The sequence below is a fragment of the Gordonia sp. ABKF26 genome (assembly GCF_041103195.1).
Lineage (GTDB): Bacteria > Actinomycetota > Actinomycetes > Mycobacteriales > Mycobacteriaceae > Gordonia > Gordonia terrae.
The window spans coordinates 2,013,919-2,031,409 of record NZ_JBGCVZ010000003.1 but is presented as its reverse complement, the minus strand read 5'-3'; the positions used below and the strand labels follow the sequence as shown (position 1 = coordinate 2,031,409).

Annotated in this window: 17 protein-coding genes and 1 riboswitch; of the genes, 6 read left to right on the top strand and 11 right to left on the bottom strand. The window is 67.3% G+C overall.

What is annotated here, in order from left to right; genetic code table 11:
• Positions 1-2: 2 nt before the first annotated feature.
• A complete protein-coding gene (locus AB4Z55_RS09435) occupies positions 3-383 on the bottom strand; it encodes a hypothetical protein (RefSeq protein ID WP_369519610.1) in 381 nt (126 codons plus the stop codon).
• Positions 384-755: 372 nt separating this feature from the next.
• Between AB4Z55_RS09435 and AB4Z55_RS09430 the strand changes: the two genes are divergently transcribed.
• Positions 756-2,402 (top strand): AAA family ATPase, encoded by a 1,647-nt coding sequence (locus AB4Z55_RS09430; RefSeq protein ID WP_369519609.1) that lies wholly within the window; start codon positions 756-758, stop codon positions 2,400-2,402.
• Positions 2,403-2,429: 27 nt separating this feature from the next.
• Here AB4Z55_RS09430 and AB4Z55_RS09425 read toward each other — a convergent pair whose 3' ends face one another.
• Positions 2,430-3,065, bottom strand: coding sequence for a DedA family protein (locus AB4Z55_RS09425; RefSeq protein ID WP_004023528.1), 636 nt, complete (start codon positions 3,063-3,065; stop codon positions 2,430-2,432).
• Positions 3,066-3,302: 237 nt separating this feature from the next.
• On the opposite strand from AB4Z55_RS09425, the gene AB4Z55_RS09420 reads away from it, so the two are divergent.
• From AB4Z55_RS09420 to AB4Z55_RS09410, 3 genes are all read left to right on the top strand, one after another.
• Positions 3,303-4,376: an alpha/beta hydrolase gene (locus AB4Z55_RS09420; protein ID WP_354562962.1), complete on the top strand. Its 1,074-nt coding sequence runs from the start codon at positions 3,303-3,305 to the stop codon at positions 4,374-4,376.
• Positions 4,377-4,410: 34 nt separating this feature from the next.
• The gene (locus AB4Z55_RS09415) at positions 4,411-4,953 is read left to right on the top strand and encodes a hypothetical protein (RefSeq protein ID WP_101820553.1); all 543 of its coding nucleotides are present in this window, start codon (positions 4,411-4,413) and stop codon (positions 4,951-4,953) included.
• Positions 4,954-5,021: 68 nt separating this feature from the next.
• Positions 5,022-5,687: an NINE protein gene (locus tag AB4Z55_RS09410; RefSeq protein ID WP_354562964.1), complete on the top strand. Its 666-nt coding sequence runs from the start codon at positions 5,022-5,024 to the stop codon at positions 5,685-5,687.
• A 106-nt stretch (positions 5,688-5,793) separates the two neighbouring features.
• Here AB4Z55_RS09410 and truA read toward each other — a convergent pair whose 3' ends face one another.
• From truA to infA, 8 genes are all read right to left on the bottom strand, one after another.
• Positions 5,794-6,732 (bottom strand): tRNA pseudouridine(38-40) synthase TruA, encoded by a 939-nt coding sequence (truA, locus tag AB4Z55_RS09405; RefSeq protein WP_101820551.1) that lies wholly within the window; start codon positions 6,730-6,732, stop codon positions 5,794-5,796.
• Positions 6,689-7,315, bottom strand: coding sequence for a 50S ribosomal protein L17 (gene rplQ / locus AB4Z55_RS09400; protein ID WP_004023533.1), 627 nt, complete (start codon positions 7,313-7,315; stop codon positions 6,689-6,691). Before rplQ ends, truA begins: the two co-directional genes overlap by 44 nt.
• Before the next feature lie 81 nt (positions 7,316-7,396).
• Positions 7,397-8,449, bottom strand: a complete 1,053-nt coding sequence (locus AB4Z55_RS09395; protein ID WP_004023534.1) for a DNA-directed RNA polymerase subunit alpha — start codon at positions 8,447-8,449, stop codon at positions 7,397-7,399.
• 82 nt (positions 8,450-8,531) lie between these two features.
• Positions 8,532-9,137 (bottom strand): 30S ribosomal protein S4, encoded by a 606-nt coding sequence (rpsD, locus tag AB4Z55_RS09390; protein WP_004023535.1) that lies wholly within the window; start codon positions 9,135-9,137, stop codon positions 8,532-8,534.
• A gap of 21 nt (positions 9,138-9,158) precedes the next feature.
• Positions 9,159-9,566: a 30S ribosomal protein S11 gene (rpsK, locus tag AB4Z55_RS09385; RefSeq protein ID WP_004023536.1), complete on the bottom strand. Its 408-nt coding sequence runs from the start codon at positions 9,564-9,566 to the stop codon at positions 9,159-9,161.
• Entirely contained in the window at positions 9,566-9,934 is a 369-nt protein-coding gene (gene rpsM, locus AB4Z55_RS09380; RefSeq protein WP_004023537.1) for a 30S ribosomal protein S13, read from the bottom strand. The genes rpsK and rpsM overlap by 1 nt, the downstream gene beginning before the upstream one ends.
• A 210-nt stretch (positions 9,935-10,144) precedes the next feature.
• Positions 10,145-10,258, bottom strand: a complete 114-nt coding sequence (rpmJ, locus tag AB4Z55_RS09375) for a 50S ribosomal protein L36 (protein ID WP_005207978.1) — start codon at positions 10,256-10,258, stop codon at positions 10,145-10,147.
• 118 nt (positions 10,259-10,376) lie between these two features.
• Complete coding sequence (gene infA / locus AB4Z55_RS09370) at positions 10,377-10,598, bottom strand: translation initiation factor IF-1 (RefSeq protein WP_004023539.1); 222 nt, start codon at positions 10,596-10,598, stop codon at positions 10,377-10,379.
• Between the two features lie 249 nt (positions 10,599-10,847).
• Between infA and AB4Z55_RS09365 the strand changes: the two genes are divergently transcribed.
• Positions 10,848-11,192 (top strand): iron chaperone, encoded by a 345-nt coding sequence (locus AB4Z55_RS09365; RefSeq protein WP_369519608.1) that lies wholly within the window; start codon positions 10,848-10,850, stop codon positions 11,190-11,192.
• An 88-nt stretch (positions 11,193-11,280) separates the two neighbouring features.
• Positions 11,281-11,506, top strand: a riboswitch (cobalamin riboswitch).
• A gap of 145 nt (positions 11,507-11,651) precedes the next feature.
• Entirely contained in the window at positions 11,652-13,955 is a 2,304-nt protein-coding gene (gene metE, locus AB4Z55_RS09360) for a 5-methyltetrahydropteroyltriglutamate--homocysteine S-methyltransferase (protein WP_369519607.1), read from the top strand.
• A gap of 92 nt (positions 13,956-14,047) precedes the next feature.
• On the opposite strand, the gene AB4Z55_RS09355 is transcribed toward metE, so the two are convergent.
• On the bottom strand, positions 14,048-17,437 hold the full coding sequence (locus AB4Z55_RS09355; protein ID WP_369519606.1) for a pyruvate carboxylase: 3,390 nt from the start codon (positions 17,435-17,437) through the stop codon (positions 14,048-14,050).
• Positions 17,438-17,491 lie beyond the last annotated feature (54 nt).

The following is a 17,491-nucleotide window of genomic DNA, read 5'->3' as shown; positions in this document are numbered from 1 at the left end:
GGTCATCGCTGCAACCACGACGCGGGGGCGTCGGCTTCCTCGTCGTCGCGCCATTCGGCTCGCGCGAGATCGTCCGGGCGGGGCAGCTGCATCTCCTGCACAAGGTCACGGTCGATGCCGGCGGCAAGGAGGTTCTCGCGGAGCCGGATTCCCGCGGACGTCGCCGCCTGCTGACAGAGTCGGAGGATGTCACCGGCGAGCAGAGCCGGGTCCTTGGCGAGCTCAGACGGTTCGATACGGACCGATACGGGCAGGCCCTGGGCGGTGGTTCGGACGCCGAGCCCGCCGGATCGGGATCGAGCGGTCGTGTACTCGTGCATCACCGCCCACGGGTCGTCGGCGTCACCGTCGACGGGATCCCGAGGATCGTTGGAGTAGGTCATGGAAAGCTGCACCCCCTTCACGCCGAATATGACGCAGCCGGGGCCCCTTTCGGTTCCATCGAATTCTCGTTCGACGGAAGCAGACCTCCCACATGCGGATCGGTGAAGATCCGCGCACCCCGCTGCGCACATGTGTGAGTGCCTGATACTGCCATACTCACCTCAACGCCACCACACCAGCGATACGCAATGCCAAACGTATGCCCTGAGACGGTGTGTGGATCTCGTCCGGACCAGGTCGACGGGCTTCGGTAGACTGCCGCAGGACGCAGCCGGGGTTGATCGACAAAACGGGGTGGATTCGCTGCACGCCTCGCCGAACTCGCAGCCTGTCGCGATCGGCGCCCGGCCGCTTGACCAGAGGATTCCCCGATGACGTATGAGAACCCCACGAGGCCCGACGGACCTGGGGCCGACGGCTCGAATGCCGACGCGCCTGCGCCGCCGCCGTGGCTGCAGTTCGCGCCGCCGCCGGCCGATTCCGGGCCGCCACCGCCGACCCGGCCGTCCGCTCATCCGAATGACAGTGGATCACCCGCCGGCGCACCGACTCCCCCGCGACCCGAGGCCGACGCCGGCCGCGTCGCTCCGATGTCCGATCAACACGACTCCCCACACCCGCCTGTCCACGAATTCGGCCCGGCGACGTATCCCGGAGCCGCGCCCGCCGATCCCCATCCGGCCGGCGGGGCTCCGTCGCCACACTTCCGTCCCGAGTTTCCGCCGCCGACGAATCCAACCGCTGCCCCGTGGCCGCCGCACGTTCCGCCCGGCCCCAGATCGGATCACCTCGGCCCGGATCACTTCGGCCCCGACCAGTTCAGCGGGCCGGCACCGGCGTCCGGAGGATCGCCGCACCCCGTCGACCCGCGCTTGGCTCCTCCGCCGCCCGTCCCGCCCGCGTCTCATCCGGGCGATCCGGGACCTGCTCACCAGTCGATGCCGGTCACCGCTCACCAACCGCCCCCACACCCGGGTCCCGCTCCGGTCGGTCCCGGCCCCGGCCCTGCCCCGAACTTCCCTGGACAGCCCTTCCCCGGACAGCCGATGCAGCACGGATACGGGCCGCCGCCGGGAGGCCCGTCGCTCGACGAGGTCGCGCTGATCCGCAAGGCCCGTCGTGCCCCTAGCCGCGGCTGGCGTCGCGCGGTGCACACGTTGTCGGCCGGTGCGATCAATCCCGGAGAGTCGCAGGGCGACATCGAATACCAGCAGCTGCTCGAACGTGTGAACCGGCCGGTCCGTGGGGACTATCGCATCGCTGTGCTGTCACTCAAAGGCGGCGTCGGCAAGACCACGACCACCGTCGGCCTCGGCTCCACGTTCGCCTCGCTGCGCGGCGACCGCGTCATCGCCGTCGACGCCAATCCCGACCTCGGTACACTCGCACAACGGATTCCGCAACAGACACGGTCGACGGTCCGCGACCTGCTCGCCGACGAGAACGTCTACCGCTACTCCGATGTCCGGGCACACACCTCGCAGGCCCCGAGCCGACTCGAAGTCCTTGCCTCCGAGCGAGATCCGGCGATGGCCGAGGCGTTCAACGAGGAGGAGTACCGGGGCGTCATCACCGTGCTCCAGCGGTTCTACAACATCATCATCACCGACTGCGGCACCGGCCTGAGCCACTCGGCGATGAACGGCGTCCTCGATCTCGCGAACATGATCATCCTCGTCAGCTCTCCTGCTCTCGACGGTGCTCGCAGCGCCGGGGCCACCCTCGACTGGCTGGAGGCGCACGGGTTCGGACATCTCGTCTCGCGGGCCGTCGTCGTCCTGAGCTCGTCGCGGCCCGGTTCGTCGACCATCGACACCGACCAGCTGGGCCAGCACTTCCTCACGCGATGCCGCGCCGTCCACAAGGTCCCGTTCGACGATCACCTCGCCGAAGGCGCGGATGTGGACCTGGAACTGATGTCGAAGCCGACGAAGCGTTCTTTCGTCGAGCTGGCGGCCACCATCGCCGACGATTTCTCCGGAGGTCCCGCGCACCGGGAGGAGCCGTTCCTCCGGTGATGTTCCGGATGCCGAGGGCGCCGACGCCTACGCGGCTTCCGAGCGGTCCGCTCGCCGGTCCCGCCGCGCGATCCGCCACCGCCGCGCCAGATGGATGAATGTCGGTATGACGATCGTGCACACCGAGGCGATGATGAAGATCTCGATGTTGTCGCGGATGACCGGGACGTTGCCGAGGAAGTAGCCCAGCAGGATGATCCCGGCCGCCCAGACGAAACTGCCCAGCACGCTGAAGAAGGTGAACGTGCGGTGCGGCATGCCGCTGAACCCGGCGACCAGCGGGGTGAGAGTGCGGACGATGCCGATGAACCTGCCGAAGAACACGGTGAGCGGGCCGAAGCGATCGAAGTAGTGGTTGGTCTTGGCGAGGTACTCGGGTCCGATGGTGCGCATCAGCTTGCCCTCGACGACACCACGACCCACCCGGCGGCCGATGAAGTAACCGCACTGGTCGCCGATGATCGCTGCCAGCGGCACGGCGAGGCACAGCAGCCACAGCGGTGCGAAGGGATCGGGTTGCGCCGCGAACACGCCGGCTGTGAAGAGCACCGAGTCACCGGGAAAGATGAAGCCGACCAGGATTCCGGTCTCCACGAAGATCAGCACGCAGAGACCGATGAGGCCACCGGTGGCCACGAATGACTCGATGTCGAAGGGATTCATCGAATCCCACAGTAGTGGGGCGGAATGCCCAGTGGAGTACGGTGACCGGCTCCACCGGCTGGGCGTCGGCAATCGTTCAGCCCCCGGTAACCCCGACCCCGCCCGGACCCGACGCGCATGGCGGCCGGGGATGCGGTTTACTCGACGTCTGAGGAGTACGACGGCCGCGGCCGTGTACCGGTCCGTCGCCGAGGACGCGACCTGACGCCCGCACGCGCGACACCGAGGGGAGACGCAGTGCCCACCACGCATCGGGATTCGTCCCCGACCGTAACCGGCCCGACGCTGCGAACGGTGGCCCGCACCGACGTCCGCGTCGATTACCACACCATTCACGGCTACCGCCGCGCCTACCGGATCGCCGGCAGCGGTCCCGCGCTGCTGCTCATCCACGGCATCGGCGACAACTCGTCGACGTGGGACGAGGTCATCCCGATCCTCGCGCAGCACTACACCGTCATCGCGCCCGACCTCCTCGGGCACGGGAACTCCGACAAGCCCCGCGCCGACTACTCGGTGCCCGCCTTCGCCAACGGGATGCGCGACCTTCTCGTCGTCCTGGGGATCAGCAAGGTGACGGTCGTGGGCCACTCACTGGGTGGCGGCGTCGCGATGCAGTTCTGCTATCAGTTTCCGCGCTTCGTCGAGCGCCTGGTGCTGGTCGCGGCCGGCGGGGTCACCCGCGACGTCAACCCCGCCCTGCGGCTGTTCTCGCTGCCCGTCGTCCCGCAGGTGCTGTCGGTGCTCCGCGTCCCCGGCGTGGTCCCGGGTCTCACGACACTCGCGAAAGCGATCGTCGCCGCTCCGGCGCCGCCCCTGTTCCCGTCCTCGGCGACACCCGAACATCTCCTGGCCGACCACGAGGACCTCATGCGGGTCCTCGGCGGGCTCGCCGACCCGACCGCATCGGCAGCCTTCCTCCGCACGTTGCGCGCCGTCGTCGACTGGCGCGGGCAATCCGTCACGATGCTCGACCGCTGCTACCTCACCGAGCGCCTGCCGGTCCTGCTCGTGTGGGGTGACCGGGACATCGTGATCCCGCACCACCACGGTGAACTGGCGCATTCGGCGATCCCCCACTCCGAGTTCGAGACCTTCACCGGGTCAGGCCATTTCCCGTTCCATGACGATCCGGAGCGTTTCTGCCGAGTCGTCATCGACTTCATCTCGCGCCACGCGCCGGTCGAGTTCGACCCCCTCAACTGGCGGCATCTCATGTCCGAGGGCGCCCATCCGGAGCAGTTCGTCGGGGACGACGACACCGTCGACGAGGTGCTCGAGGCCTTCGAAGACGAGCGCAACGCCACCTGACCCGAAACACACACGCGTATGCCACCATTGCTGGATGACCTACCCGGGCAGTGACGATCACGGCACACGTCCGTTGCCACCTCAGCCGAACGCGTACGATTCCAGCCCCGGATTCGTGCCGACTCCTGCCGACTACTCGCATCCGGCCCAATTCCCGAGCGCCGGTCCGGCTCCCGCGTACGGCGGCCCCTACGTCGACGCGGGTGCCGCAGCGCTGCCCGAACCGCCGCTGGTGGTCATCGGCGACATCACGTGCACGCAGCACTACGTGATCACGCCGTCGGGCACATTCCCACTCGCGGGTTCGCAGTGGGAGGTCACCGACATGTCCGTGTCCTCCGAACAGATGTCGCAGACGGGCCTGGTGCTGGCGCTGGTCGGGTTCTTTCTGGTCTGCTTTCTGAGTCTGCTGTTCTTGCTCATGAAAGAGCGGCGCACGACGGGTTACATCCAGGTGCGGGTCCGGGGGGCGGGCGGCGTCATGCACGTCACCAACATCCCGGCGACCTCACCCTGGGCGATGAGCGACGTCTCCGGTCGCGTGTACTACGCACGACAACTGGCCGCAGCCGTCTGAGTCGCCTGACCCGTGATCCCACGATCCGAGCACGCCGTCCCACCCGAGTCACGAGGAGGATCCACCCGATGACCACACCAGAGAATCCCGGCGACAAGCCCAACGACCCGTTCGTGAAGCAGCCACCGCCTGCCGACCCGGCGCCGTCCCACGGCACCGACTCCACCCAGCAGCCGGCGGGTCCGGATCACGGCGCGGCGACGTCGCAGCCCGGCTTCGAGAATCCCCAGTACGGCGACCAGCAGTATGGAGGACAGCAGTACGGGGACCAGCAGTACGGCGCACCCCAGCAGTACGGGAATCAGCAGTACGGCGCACCCCAGCAGTACGGGAACCAGCAGTACGGGGGTCAGCAGTATGGGGCACCCCAGCAGTACGGGGCTCCGCAAGGCGGGTATCCGGCGGCACCCGGGTACGGCTACGGCGGCGCACCCGACCCCACCGCGCCGTACGGCCGGGACCCGGCCACCGGTGAACCGCTCTCCGACAAGTCGAAGCTCGTCGCGGGCCTGTTGCAGATCTTCCTCGGCAGCCTGGGCGTCGGCCGCTTCTACATCGGCGACAACACCACCGGCGCCATCCAACTCGGTCTGACCATCATCGGGTACATCACCGCGATCTTCATCGTCGGGATCTTCATCGTCTTCGGTGTCGCCGTGTGGGCACTGATCGACGGCATCATGATGCTGACCGGCAATGTGCGGGACAAGAACGGTCTCAAGCTCGGCAACTAGCCCCCGTCATCGCCAGCACGCCCCGGCAAGCCGCCCACCAGAGAGCCACGGCCGACCTATCGTCGCCGGTCATCTCCCGGAGGACGGGTTCCCGGGGCGTCGTGCGTCAGCCGCCGCAACAACCGATGGGCCCGCGTACGTCGCGGGTCACGGTGTTGCGCGCGGCGAGTTCGTCGTCGGCGGGATAGTCGACACCGACCAGGCACAGCCCGCGGGCCTCGGCCACGGGCACTTGGCTGCTGCGTTCCCGCTCGCCGAGAAGCCCACGGCACCAGGCGATGTCGCGCCTGCCGTCGCCGACACTCGCCACCGCACCGACCAGCGAACGCACCATCGACCAGCAGAATGCATCCGCGCTCACCTCGCCGACCAGGACACCGTCGGAATCCCTGGTCCAGGCGAATCGCTGGAGATCCCGGATGGTCGTCGCACCCTCGCGCCGACGACAGAACGCCGCGAAATCGTTGAGGCCCAGCAACACCGACGACGCAGCGTTCAACGCGTCGACGTCGAGAGGTCGACGCCACGTGGCAGTCGTCCGTGCAACCACCGGCTCGGCACCCCACCGGGCATCGGTCAGGCGGTACCGGTAGTGACGGCGTAGGGCCGAGAACCGCGCGTCGAATTCGCCGGGCACCACCCGTGCCGCCGTCACCCGCACGTCGTCGGGACACATCTTCGCGAGACGTCCGACGAGGGTCGACGGATCGCCGCCGATCGATCTGGTCTCCAGCGTCGTCCGCGGGACATCGGCGTGTGCGACCTGCCCCGTCGCATGGACACCGGCATCGGTTCGGCCCGCCACGGTCAGGCGCACCGGCACCCGCAGCACCGTCGACAACCGGGTCTCGAGTTCCTCGCAGACGCTGCGCTGACCGACCTGCCGTGCCCATCCGGCGAAGTCGGTTCCGTCGTAGGAGATGTCGAAGCGGAGACGACAGAACCCGCCGGCACCGGGATCCGGGCCGACGGGTTCGGTCTGCGATTCTCGACTCAGTCGACTACTTCTTGTCGCCGTCGACGTCTGCTCCGGCTGCCTCGGCATCGGGAGCGGTCGCCGCGGTGGACTCGTCGTCGACGGCCTCGGCCACGGCCTCGGCGTTGGCGACCTCGGCATCGGTGGCGTCGGCCTCGACGGCCTCCACCACGTTGTCCGCGCCATCAGCCGAATCGGTATCGGCGACAACCTCTTCGGTGGCGTCGAGCTTGTCCTCGGCGGCCTTCTTGGAGGCGGCGACGCGGGTCGCGCGGCTGGCCTCGCTCGACGCGGTGGTCTCGCGCACCAGCTCGATCACGGCCATGGGGGCGTTGTCACCCTTGCGCGGCAGCGTCTTGATGATGCGGGTGTAGCCACCCGGACGATCGGCGAAGAACGGGCCGATCTCGTCGAACAGTGTGTGCACGACGTCCTTGTCACGGATGTCCTTCAGCACCTCACGACGGTTGGCCAGCTTGCCGGCCTTGGCGTGGGTGATGATCTTCTCCGCGTACGGACGCAGGCGCTTGGCCTTGGCTTCCGTGGTGGTGATGCGGCCGTGCTCGAAGAGCGAGGTGGCGAGATTCGCCAGCATCGCCTTCTGGTGGCTGGCCGACCCGCCGAGGCGGGCACCCTTGGTGGGCTTGGGCATTGTCTTCTCCTAGGAGGACCCCGCATCACTCGATGCGGAAGTCAGGGTTGGGCAGTGACAGCTACCGCCGCGTCAAAGCGACTACAGCTGCTCGGTCTCCGCGAAATCCTCACCGGAATCGGCGTCGAAGGACGCGTCTTCCGACCACGTGCCGGTGGCCGGGTCATAACCTGCGACCTGCGACGGATCGAAGCTCGCCGGGCTGTCCTTGAGCGACAGACCGAGCGCGTGCAGCTTGACCTTGACCTCGTCGATCGACTTCTGACCGAAGTTGCGGATGTCGAGCAGATCCGACTCGGTCCGGGCAACCAGCTCGCCGACGGTGTGCACACCCTCGCGCTTGAGGCAGTTGTAGGACCGGACGGTCAGCTCGAGATCCTCGATCGGCAGGCTGAACGACGCGATGTGGTCGGCCTCGGCCGGCGACGGCCCGATCTCGATGCCCTCGGCCTCGACGTTGAGTTCCCGGGCCAGCCCGAACAGCTCCACCAGGGTCTTGCCCGCCGATGCCAGCGCGTCACGCGCACTGATCGAGTTCTTGGTCTCCACATCGAGCACCAGGCGATCGAAGTCGGTGCGCTGCTCGACACGGGTTGCCTCGACCTTGTAGGTCACCTTGAGCACCGGCGAGTAGATCGAGTCGACCGGGATACGGCCGATCTCGGCACCCGACGCCTTGTTCTGCACGGCCGGAACATAGCCGCGGCCCCGCTCGACGACGAGCTCGATCTCGAGCTTGCCCTTGTCGTTCAGGGTGGCGATGTGCAGATCGGGGTTGTGCACGGTGACACCGGCCGGGGGCACGATGTCGGCGCCGGTGACGGTGCCCGGACCCTGCTTGCGCACGTACATGGTGACCGGCTCGTCCTCGTCGGAGCTGACCACGAGGCCCTTGAGGTTCAGGATGATGTCGGTGACGTCTTCCTTGACCCCGGCCACGGTGGTGAACTCGTGGAGCACGCCGTCGATACGAATGCTGGTGATGGCAGCACCCGGGATCGAGCTGAGCAGGGTACGACGCAGCGAGTTGCCGAGGGTGTAACCGAAGCCCGGCTCGAGCGGCTCGATGACGAACTTCGAACGGTCCTCGGCAAGGACTTCCTCGGTGAGGGTGGGTCGCTGTGAGATGAGCATTTCTTGGATATCTCCTTTGGCCGACCGCTATATGACGGCCTCGAGGGTGAACCGAACAGCTGCTGCTGTCTGGCGGTGTGTCTTACTTCGAGTAGAACTCGACGATGAGCTGCTCGGTGAGCGGGACGTCGATCTGAGCACGCTCGGGCACGCTGTGCACGAGGATGCGCAGGGTCGACGGCACGACCTGGAGCCAACCCGGGACCGGACGATCGCCGACGAGCTCCTTGGCGATCTGGAACGGGACGGTCTGCAGCGACTTCGGGCGGACGTCGATGATGTCGTACTGGCTGACGCGGTAGCTGGGCACGTCGACCTTCACACCGTTGACGGTGAAGTGGCCGTGGCTGACCAGCTGGCGGGCCTGGCGACGGGTCCGGGCGATGCCCGAGCGGTACACGACGTTGTCGAGACGGGTCTCGAGCAGCTTCAGCAGTTCGTCACCGGTCTTGCCGGTGCGACGGTTCGCCTCTTCGAAGTAGCGGCGGAACTGCTTCTCCATGACGCCGTAGGTGAAGCGCGCCTTCTGCTTCTCCTGCAGCTGGAGCAGGTACTCGCTCTCCTTGATCCGCGAACGGCCGTGCTGGCCGGGCGGGTAGGGGCGACGCTCGAACGCTGCGTCTCCACCGATGAGGTCGACGCGGAGACGACGGGACTTCTTTGTTGCGGGGCCGGTATAACGAGCCATGTCTTATCTCTTCCTTTCCCGCTAGACCCGGCGCCGCTTGGGCGGACGGCAACCGTTGTGCGGCTGCGGGGTCACATCGGAGATGGTGCCGACCTCGAGGCCGGCTGCCTGCAGGGAGCGGATGGCGGTCTCGCGACCCGAGCCCGGTCCCTTGACGAAGACGTCGACCTTCTTGACGCCGTGTTCCTGGGCCTTGCGCGCAGCATTCTCGGCCGCGAGCTGAGCCGCGAACGGGGTGCTCTTGCGCGAACCCTTGAAACCGACGTGGCCCGACGATGCCCAGCTGATGATGTTGCCGCTGGGGTCGCTGATCGACACGATGGTGTTGTTGAACGTCGACTTGATGTGCGCGTGGCCGTGCGGGACGTTCTTCTTATCGCGACGGCGGGTGCCCTTCTTGGGGCCTGCGCTACGTGACTTCGGAGGCATTACTTCTTCTTCCCGGCGATGGTCTTCTTCGGGCCCTTGCGAGTGCGGGCATTGGTCTTGGTGCGCTGTCCGCGCACAGGCAGGCCACGACGGTGGCGCAGACCCTGGTAGCAGCCGATCTCGATCTTGCGACGGATGTCGGCCTGCACCTCGCGACGCAGGTCACCCTCGACCTTCACCGAGGCTTCGATGTACTCACGCAGCTTCGAGACGTCTGCGTCGGTGAGATCCTTGGCTCGCAGGTCGGGGCTCAGGCCCGTTCCCTCGAGGATCTCCTTGGAGGTGGTACGCCCAACTCCATAGATGTAGGTCAGTGCGATCTCCAGCCGCTTCTCGCGGGGGAGATCCACACCAGCAACACGTGCCATGTGGCGGATTTCCTTTTCGATTCTCAGAGGTCTGCTCCCAGTCCGTCCCGCGAGCTGGTGCCGAACCGTGTGTCCGGCCTCGTGGGCTCCGGCCTCTGATCCGGAGGTAGGCGGTGACGCGTCTGTCGCCGCTGGTGTTGGGAGGTCCTTGTGTGTTCAGTTGTCGATCTTCAGTTGTTCTGACTCAAGCGACCCGGAGGGTGCGCGTGATCAGCCCTGACGCTGCTTGTGACGCAGGTTCTCGCAGATCACCATGACCCGACCGTTGCGGCGGATCACCTTGCACTTCTCGCAGATCGGCTTGACGCTCGGCTGAACCTTCACGTCAATCTCTCCTGCTCGGCTCGCCCGCGCGCACGCCGAAAGCGGCCGTGCACGTGGGTGTCGGTCTCCTCCCGAACGGATGTCCGGGAAGTCTGTCCCCGGCATCGCCGGGAAAGTCTCACTTGTAGCGGTACACGATTCGCCCACGAGCCAGGTCGTAGGGCGAGAGTTCCACGACGACCCGATCCTCGGGCAGGATGCGGATGTAGTGCTGTCGCATCTTGCCGCTGATGTGGGCGAGAACCTTGTGTCCGTTCTCCAGCTCAATACGAAACATCGCATTGGGCAGGGGTTCGATCACTCGACCCTCGACCTCGATGGCCCCGTCTTTCTTCGCCATGTCCTCCGCGATCCTGGCCGTGACCACGACATCCGGGTGATGCCGCGGCGCATCGGCCGGGTTGAATCAGTGTTTGTCCGTTAGGGTGTGGGCACCGGTCCGCGAGGACCTGCACCCGGTGTGCGCCGACCGGGCCCACGTGCTGACACGCTGATGCCCGGCACGCGATGCGCACCGACGATCCATGTTACGCGAACGAGCAGGCCAGGCCAAATGCGTGCTCAGCGCCACGGAGAGAGGCCGCACCGGATGGGCACTGTCGACGACTATCTCGACGGACTCGACCCCGCCGACCGCGAGGTGGTCGGACGCATCTACGCCGTCGCCCGCACCGCGGTCCCCGACACCGCTCAGGGCAAGGGCTACGGCATGCCGGCCCTGACATATCGCGGGAGCCCGCTCCTCTCGGTGATGCGCACCAAGAAGCACATCGGTCTGTACCCGTTCAGCCCGGAGGCGGTCGACGCCGGGCGACCGTTCCTCGACGGTTTCGACGTGGAGAAGGGCACCGTTCGGTTTCAGCCGGGGGCTCCTCCTTCCGACGATGCGATCCGCGCGATGATGTCGTTTCGGCGCGATCAGATCGACGGCTGACCGCCCGACGTCGAACTACCGGTGTTCAGCGGGTCGACTTTGCTGGGCTAGGGTCGAAGACGCATGTGGTTCGCCGCGTCGGAGGTCGTGTCAGCTCTCCGTCCGCGGCGTCGAGTCGCCGGCATCCCGCCGGCGGACGAGAGGGAATCCGGTTCGAATCCGGAGCTGTCCCCGCAGCGGTATGCCGTAACGACCACCGTCATCAGCACTGAGCTCCGGCTTGGGAAGCGACGGTCAGTAGGAACTTCGATCAGAGGGATCTCGATCGAGAGCGACGGTGAGCCCGAAGACCTGCCAGGTGTACCGGACGCGCCGCGTCCGGTGGCTCGCCGCCTCGAGGATTGGGCGCAGGTCGAACCGGCGATCGTCGCGCGCCCTCTGCCGGGCGTGACGTGGGTCCGATCGATCTCCCCTGCTGGGCGGTGAACCATCCACCGTCAGTAGGAGAAGTCGACGTCCATGTCCGACACCGTCCGCCGCAGCTCCGCGGCACCGTTCACCACCACCGTCCTCGGCACCGCACGCATCGGCCCCCGGCGCGAACTGAAGAGGGCCGTCGAAAGCTATTGGTCCGGCCGCATCGACCGGACCGAGCTCGCCACCGTCGCGCAGCGCCTACGCAGCGAGCAGTGGGCCGAGCTCACCGAGGCCGGCCACGACTCCGTCCCGGTCAACACGTTCTCGTACTACGACCAGGTGCTCGACACCACGGTCCTCCTCGACGCACTGCCGCCGAGGTTCGCCGAGATCGACGATCCGCTCGATCGCTACTTCGCGGCGGCCCGCGGAACCGCCGAGGTGACCCCACTCGAGATGACCAAATGGTTCGACACCAATTACCACTACCTGGTCCCCGAGATCGGCCCGTCGACCACGTTCCGGTTGAATCCGGCGAAGGTACTGGCCGAGGTCGCCGAAGCCGGGGAGCTGGGTCTCCCGGCCCGCCCGGTGATCGTCGGCCCGGTGACGTTCCTGGCGCTGTCGAAGGCGGTCGACGGGGCGGGTGCGCCGCTCGATCGCCTCGACGAGTTGGTGCCCCTGTACCGAGACCTCCTGACGCGGTTGGCTGACGCCGGCGTCGAGTGGGTTCAGCTGGACGAACCCGTCCTGGTGACCGATGCCGCCGCGGACCTGGGTCCGCGGACCGAATCGGTGTACAACGCCCTGGGCTCCCACGAGCGCCGTCCGGCCATCGCGGTGGCGACGTACTTCGGTGACGCCGGTGATCGGTTGGCACACTTGGCCCGGACGCCGATCGAGGCCATCGCGGTCGACCTCGTCGACGGCTCGGTCGAGACGGTGGCCGGCACCCCGGGCCTGGCCGACAAGCTGCTGATCGCCGGCGTGGTGGACGGCCGCAACGTGTGGCGCACCGACCTGGACCAGGCCGCGGCGACGCTGGCCACCGTGCTCGGTTCCGCCCGCTCGGTCGCCGTGTCGACGTCGTGCTCGACCCTGCATGTCCCCTACACCGTGGACGCGGAGGACGAGCTCGACACCAACCTTCGCGGTTGGCTCGCGTTCGCTGCCGAGAAGTTCCGCGAGGTGGCGGTGTTGTCGTCGGCGTTGAGCGAGGGGCGCGCTGCTCAGGCCGCCGCCTTCGCCGAGAGCTCGACGGCACTGGCCAGCCGTGCCACTGATACTCGCCTGCACAACGCCGACGTCCGCGCACGCCTGGACGCCGTCACCGATGCCGACGCGACGCGCGGCCCGGCCGAGCAACGGCTCGCCGCACAGAAGGAACATCTGGGACTGCCCCCGCTCCCGACCACCACGATCGGTTCCTACCCACAGACCTCGGCCATCCGACTGGCGCGGGCCGCGCTCCGCTCGGGCGAGATCGATCGCGCCGAGTATGAGAACCGGATGAAGACGGAGATCGCGGATGTCGTGGCCCTGCAGGAGTCGATCGGCCTCGACGTTCTCGTCCACGGGGAACCCGAGCGCAACGACATGGTGCAGTACTTCGCCGAACAATTCGAGGGCTACTTCGCGACGGCGAACGGTTGGGTGCAGTCCTACGGCTCGCGGTGCGTGCGGCCACCGATCCTGTTCGGCGATGTGAGCCGACCGAAGCAGATGACAGTCGACTGGATCACCTACGCACAGACGCTGACCAGCAAGCCGGTCAAGGGCATGCTGACCGGCCCGGTGACGATTCTTGCCTGGTCTTTCGTTCGCAACGACCAGCCACTGTCGGCGTCTGCCGAGCAGATCGCGCTCGCCATCCGTGACGAGACCGTCGACCTCGAGAGGGCAGGGGTCGGGATCATCCAGGTCGACGAACCCGCTCTGCGCGAGTTGCTGCCGTTGCGTGACGCGGACAAGCCCGCGTACCTGGCGTGGGCCGTTCGGGCGTTCCGCATCGCGACCTCCGGGGTCCGCGACGATACGCAGATCCACACGCACCTCTGCTATTCGGAATTCGGCGAGGTCATCGGAGCGATCGCCGACCTCGACGCCGACGTCACCTCGATCGAGGCGGCGCGGTCGCACATGGAGGTGCTCGACGACCTCGACGAGGCCGGCTTCCGTAACGCGGTGGGCCCGGGTGTGTACGACATCCACTCACCGCGCGTGCCCGACCAGGACGAGATCTTCTCGGCCCTGTCCTCGGCATTGTCGAGCGTCGGCGCCGGGCGCCTGTGGGTCAACCCGGACTGCGGTCTCAAGACCCGCGGGACCCCGGAGGTGGTGGACTCGCTCACCAACATGGTGGCCGCGGCAACACGACTGCGCGAGACGATCCCGCTGTCCGGCTAGGCAGTCAACCGGCGCCACAAATGACCCCGGCCGTCGCACTCTCCCGTGAGTGCGACGGCCGCGGTCTGCAATGCCGACTGCGTTGTTGTGCGTCAACCGATCTCGACGAGCAGATCGCCAGGCGCGACCTGCGTGATCGCGTCGATCGCCAGCCTCGCGACCCTGCCGCCGACGGGTGCGGTGATGGTGGCCTCCATCTTCATGGCCTCGATGGTGCCGATGGCCGCGCCGGCGGCGACCTCGTCGCCGACACCGACACTCAGCGAGACGACCCCGGCGAACGGTGCGCCGACGTGACGGGGATTGGACCGGTCCACCTTCTCGGCGACGGCCACCTCGGCGTCGACCGATCGATCGCGCACCTGCACCGGCCGCAGCTGTCCGTTGAGGATGCACATGACGGTGCGCATGCCCTTGTCGTCGGGTTCACTGATCGCCTCGAGTCCGATGAGCAACTCCACACCCGGTTCGAGCTCGACGCGGTGCTCCTCGCCGTACCGCAGGCCGTAGAAGAACTGGTTCGCCGACAGTCGTGAGGTGTCGCCGTAGGTTTCTTGATGGTCGTCGAACTCCTTTGTGGGGCCGGGGAACAGGAGCCGGCTGAGGGTGTGCTGCCGTTTCGGTCCTGGCGTGTCGAGTGCCACCGAGTCCTTGGCCGACAGGCCCTCGGTCGACGCCGCGTCGGCGCGTCCTTCGAGCGCGACCGTTCGCAACGGTTCCGGCCACCCGCCGGCCGGGTCGCCGAGCTCGCCGCGCAGGAAGCCGATCACCGAGTCCGGGATGTCGTGGGACCGCGGATCGGCGGCGAACTCTTCGGCGGTGATCCCCTTGCCCACCAGTGCCAGCGCGAGATCGCCCACGACCTTCGACGACGGGGTGACCTTGATCAGCCTGCCCAACATGCGGTCGGCGTCGGCATATGCTTCCTCGACCGCCTCGAACCGGTTCCCGAGCCCGAGCGCGATGGCTTGTTGCCGCAGGTTCGACAGTTGCCCGCCCGGGATCTCATGGGTGTACACACGTCCGGTCGGCGACGGAAGCCCGGATTCGAAGGGCGCGTACACTTTTCGCAGCGCTTCCCAGTATGGTTCGAGATCGCAGACCGCCTGGAGGTCGAGGCCGGTGTCGCGGTCGGAATGCGCGGCCGCGGCGACGATAGCGGACAGCGCGGGCTGGCTGGTGGTGCCGGCCAGCGCGGCGCTGGCGCCGTCGACCGCTGACGCTCCGGCCTGCCACGCTGCGAGATAGGTCGCCAACTGCCCACCGGGGGTGTCGTGGGTGTGCACGTGCACCGGTAGGTCGAATTCGCGACGCAACGCCGACACCAGCGTTGTCGCAGCAGGGGCACGCAGCAGCCCGGCCATGTCCTTGATGGCCAGCACGTGCGCACCGGCGCCGACGATCTGTTCGGCCAGGCGGAGATAGTAGTCGAGGGTGTAGAGGTCCTCGTCCGGATTCGCCAGGTCACCGGTGTACGACATGGCCACTTCCGCCACCGCCGTGCCGGTCTCGCGGACCGCGTCGATCGCCGGTCGCATCGCCTCGATGTTGTTGAGCGCGTCAAAGATCCGGAAGATGTCGATGCCGGTTTCGGTCGCCTCGGCGACGAACGCGGTCGTCACCTTCGTCGGATACGGGGTGTAGCCGACTGTGTTCGCGCCACGCAGCAGCATCTGCAGGCAGATGTTGGGCACCGCCTCGCGCAGCTGTGCCAGCCGGTCCCACGGGTCTTCCTTGAGGAAGCGCAACGCGACGTCGTAGGTGGCACCACCCCAGCATTCCAGCGACAGCAACTGCGGGGTCATGGCTGCCACGTACGGGGCGACCATCATCAGGCCGTTGGTGCGCACCCGGGTTGCCAACAGTGACTGATGGGCGTCGCGGAAGGTTGTGTCGGTGACACCCAGTGCTTTCGAATCGCGCAGGTCGTCGGCGAAACCCTGTGGTCCCAACGCGAGCAGTCGCTGCCGGGACCCGTCCGGCGGCGATGCCAGTGTCGCCCGGTCCAGGATGGGTAGCTTGTCGCGCGGGTAGACCGTGGTCGGGCGCTCGCCGTGGGGCTTGTTGACGGTGACATCGGCCAGGTACGTCAGGATCTTGGTGCCGCGATCCGCCGACGACCTCGACGTCAGGAGCCAGGGCCTGTCCTCGATGAACGAGGTCGTGACCCGGCCCTCCCGGAAGTCGACATCGTCGAGCACCGCCTGCAGGAACGGGATGTTCGTGGCCACACCGCGGATGCGGAACTCGGCCACCGCGCGCCGGGCACGGCGCACCGCGGTCGCGAAATCACTCCCACGACAGGTCAGTTTGACGAGCATGGAGTCGAAGTGACCGCTGACCTCCCCACCGAGTACCGCGCCACCATCCAGGCGCACCCCGGCACCCCCGGGACTGCGGTAGGCGGTGATACGCCCGACGGCAGGCCGGAAGTCGTCGGCCGGATCCTCGGTGGTGATGCGGCACTGCATCGCCGCACCGCGGATCTGTAGCCCGTCCTGACTCAGACCCAGGTCGTCCAACGTTTCGCCCGAGGCGATACGCAATTGCGCGGCCACCAGATCCACGTCGGTGATCTCCTCGGTCACCGTGTGTTCGACCTGGATGCGCGGATTCATCTCGATGAACACGTGCCTGCCCTGTTCATCGAGCAGGAACTCCACGGTCCCGGCGCAGGTGTATCCGATGTGACGAGCGAATGCGACGGCGTCGGAACAGATCTGTTCGCGCAACTCCGGCGACAGGTTCGGCGCCGGGGCAAGTTCGATCACCTTCTGATGGCGCCGCTGCACCGAGCAGTCCCGCTCGAACAGATGGACCACGTTGCCCTGGGTGTCGGCAAGGATCTGCACCTCGATGTGGCGCGGGTTGACAACAGCCTGCTCCAGGAACACCGTCGCATCACCGAAAGCGGCCTCGGCCTCGCGGGAGGCTGCTTTGATCGCCTCGGCCAGGTCGGCGATCTCCCCCACCCGACGCATACCGCGACCCCCGCCACCGGCCACGGCTTTGACGAACACCGGGAAAGTCATGTCGCCGGCAGCCCGCACCAACTCGTCCACGTCGGCCGAGGGCTCCGACGACGCCAGTACCGGCAGCCCGGCCGCTTTCGCCGCCGCGACGGCGGTCGCCTTGTTCCCTGTCAGCTCCAGCACCTCGGCCGACGGACCGACGAAGGTGATCCCCGCATCGGCGCACGCCCGGGCCAGGCCCTCGTTCTCCGACAAGAATCCGTATCCGGGGTAGATCGCGTCGGCGCCACAGCGTTCCGCGGCCGCGATCACCTCGTCGACGGACAGATACGCGCGGACCGGATGTCCCGGGTTCCCGATTTGGTAGGACTCGTCGGCTTTGGCGCGATGCACGGAGTTCCGGTCTTCATAGGGGAAGACCGCAACTGTGCGGGCGCCGAGTTCGAAGGCCGCGCGGAAGGCGCGCACAGCGATCTCGCCACGGTTGGCGACCAGGACTTTCTCGAACACGTGGCTCTCTCTCGTCGGGCTGGGTGTGGTGGCTGGGCCGCGGTGGTTGTCAGG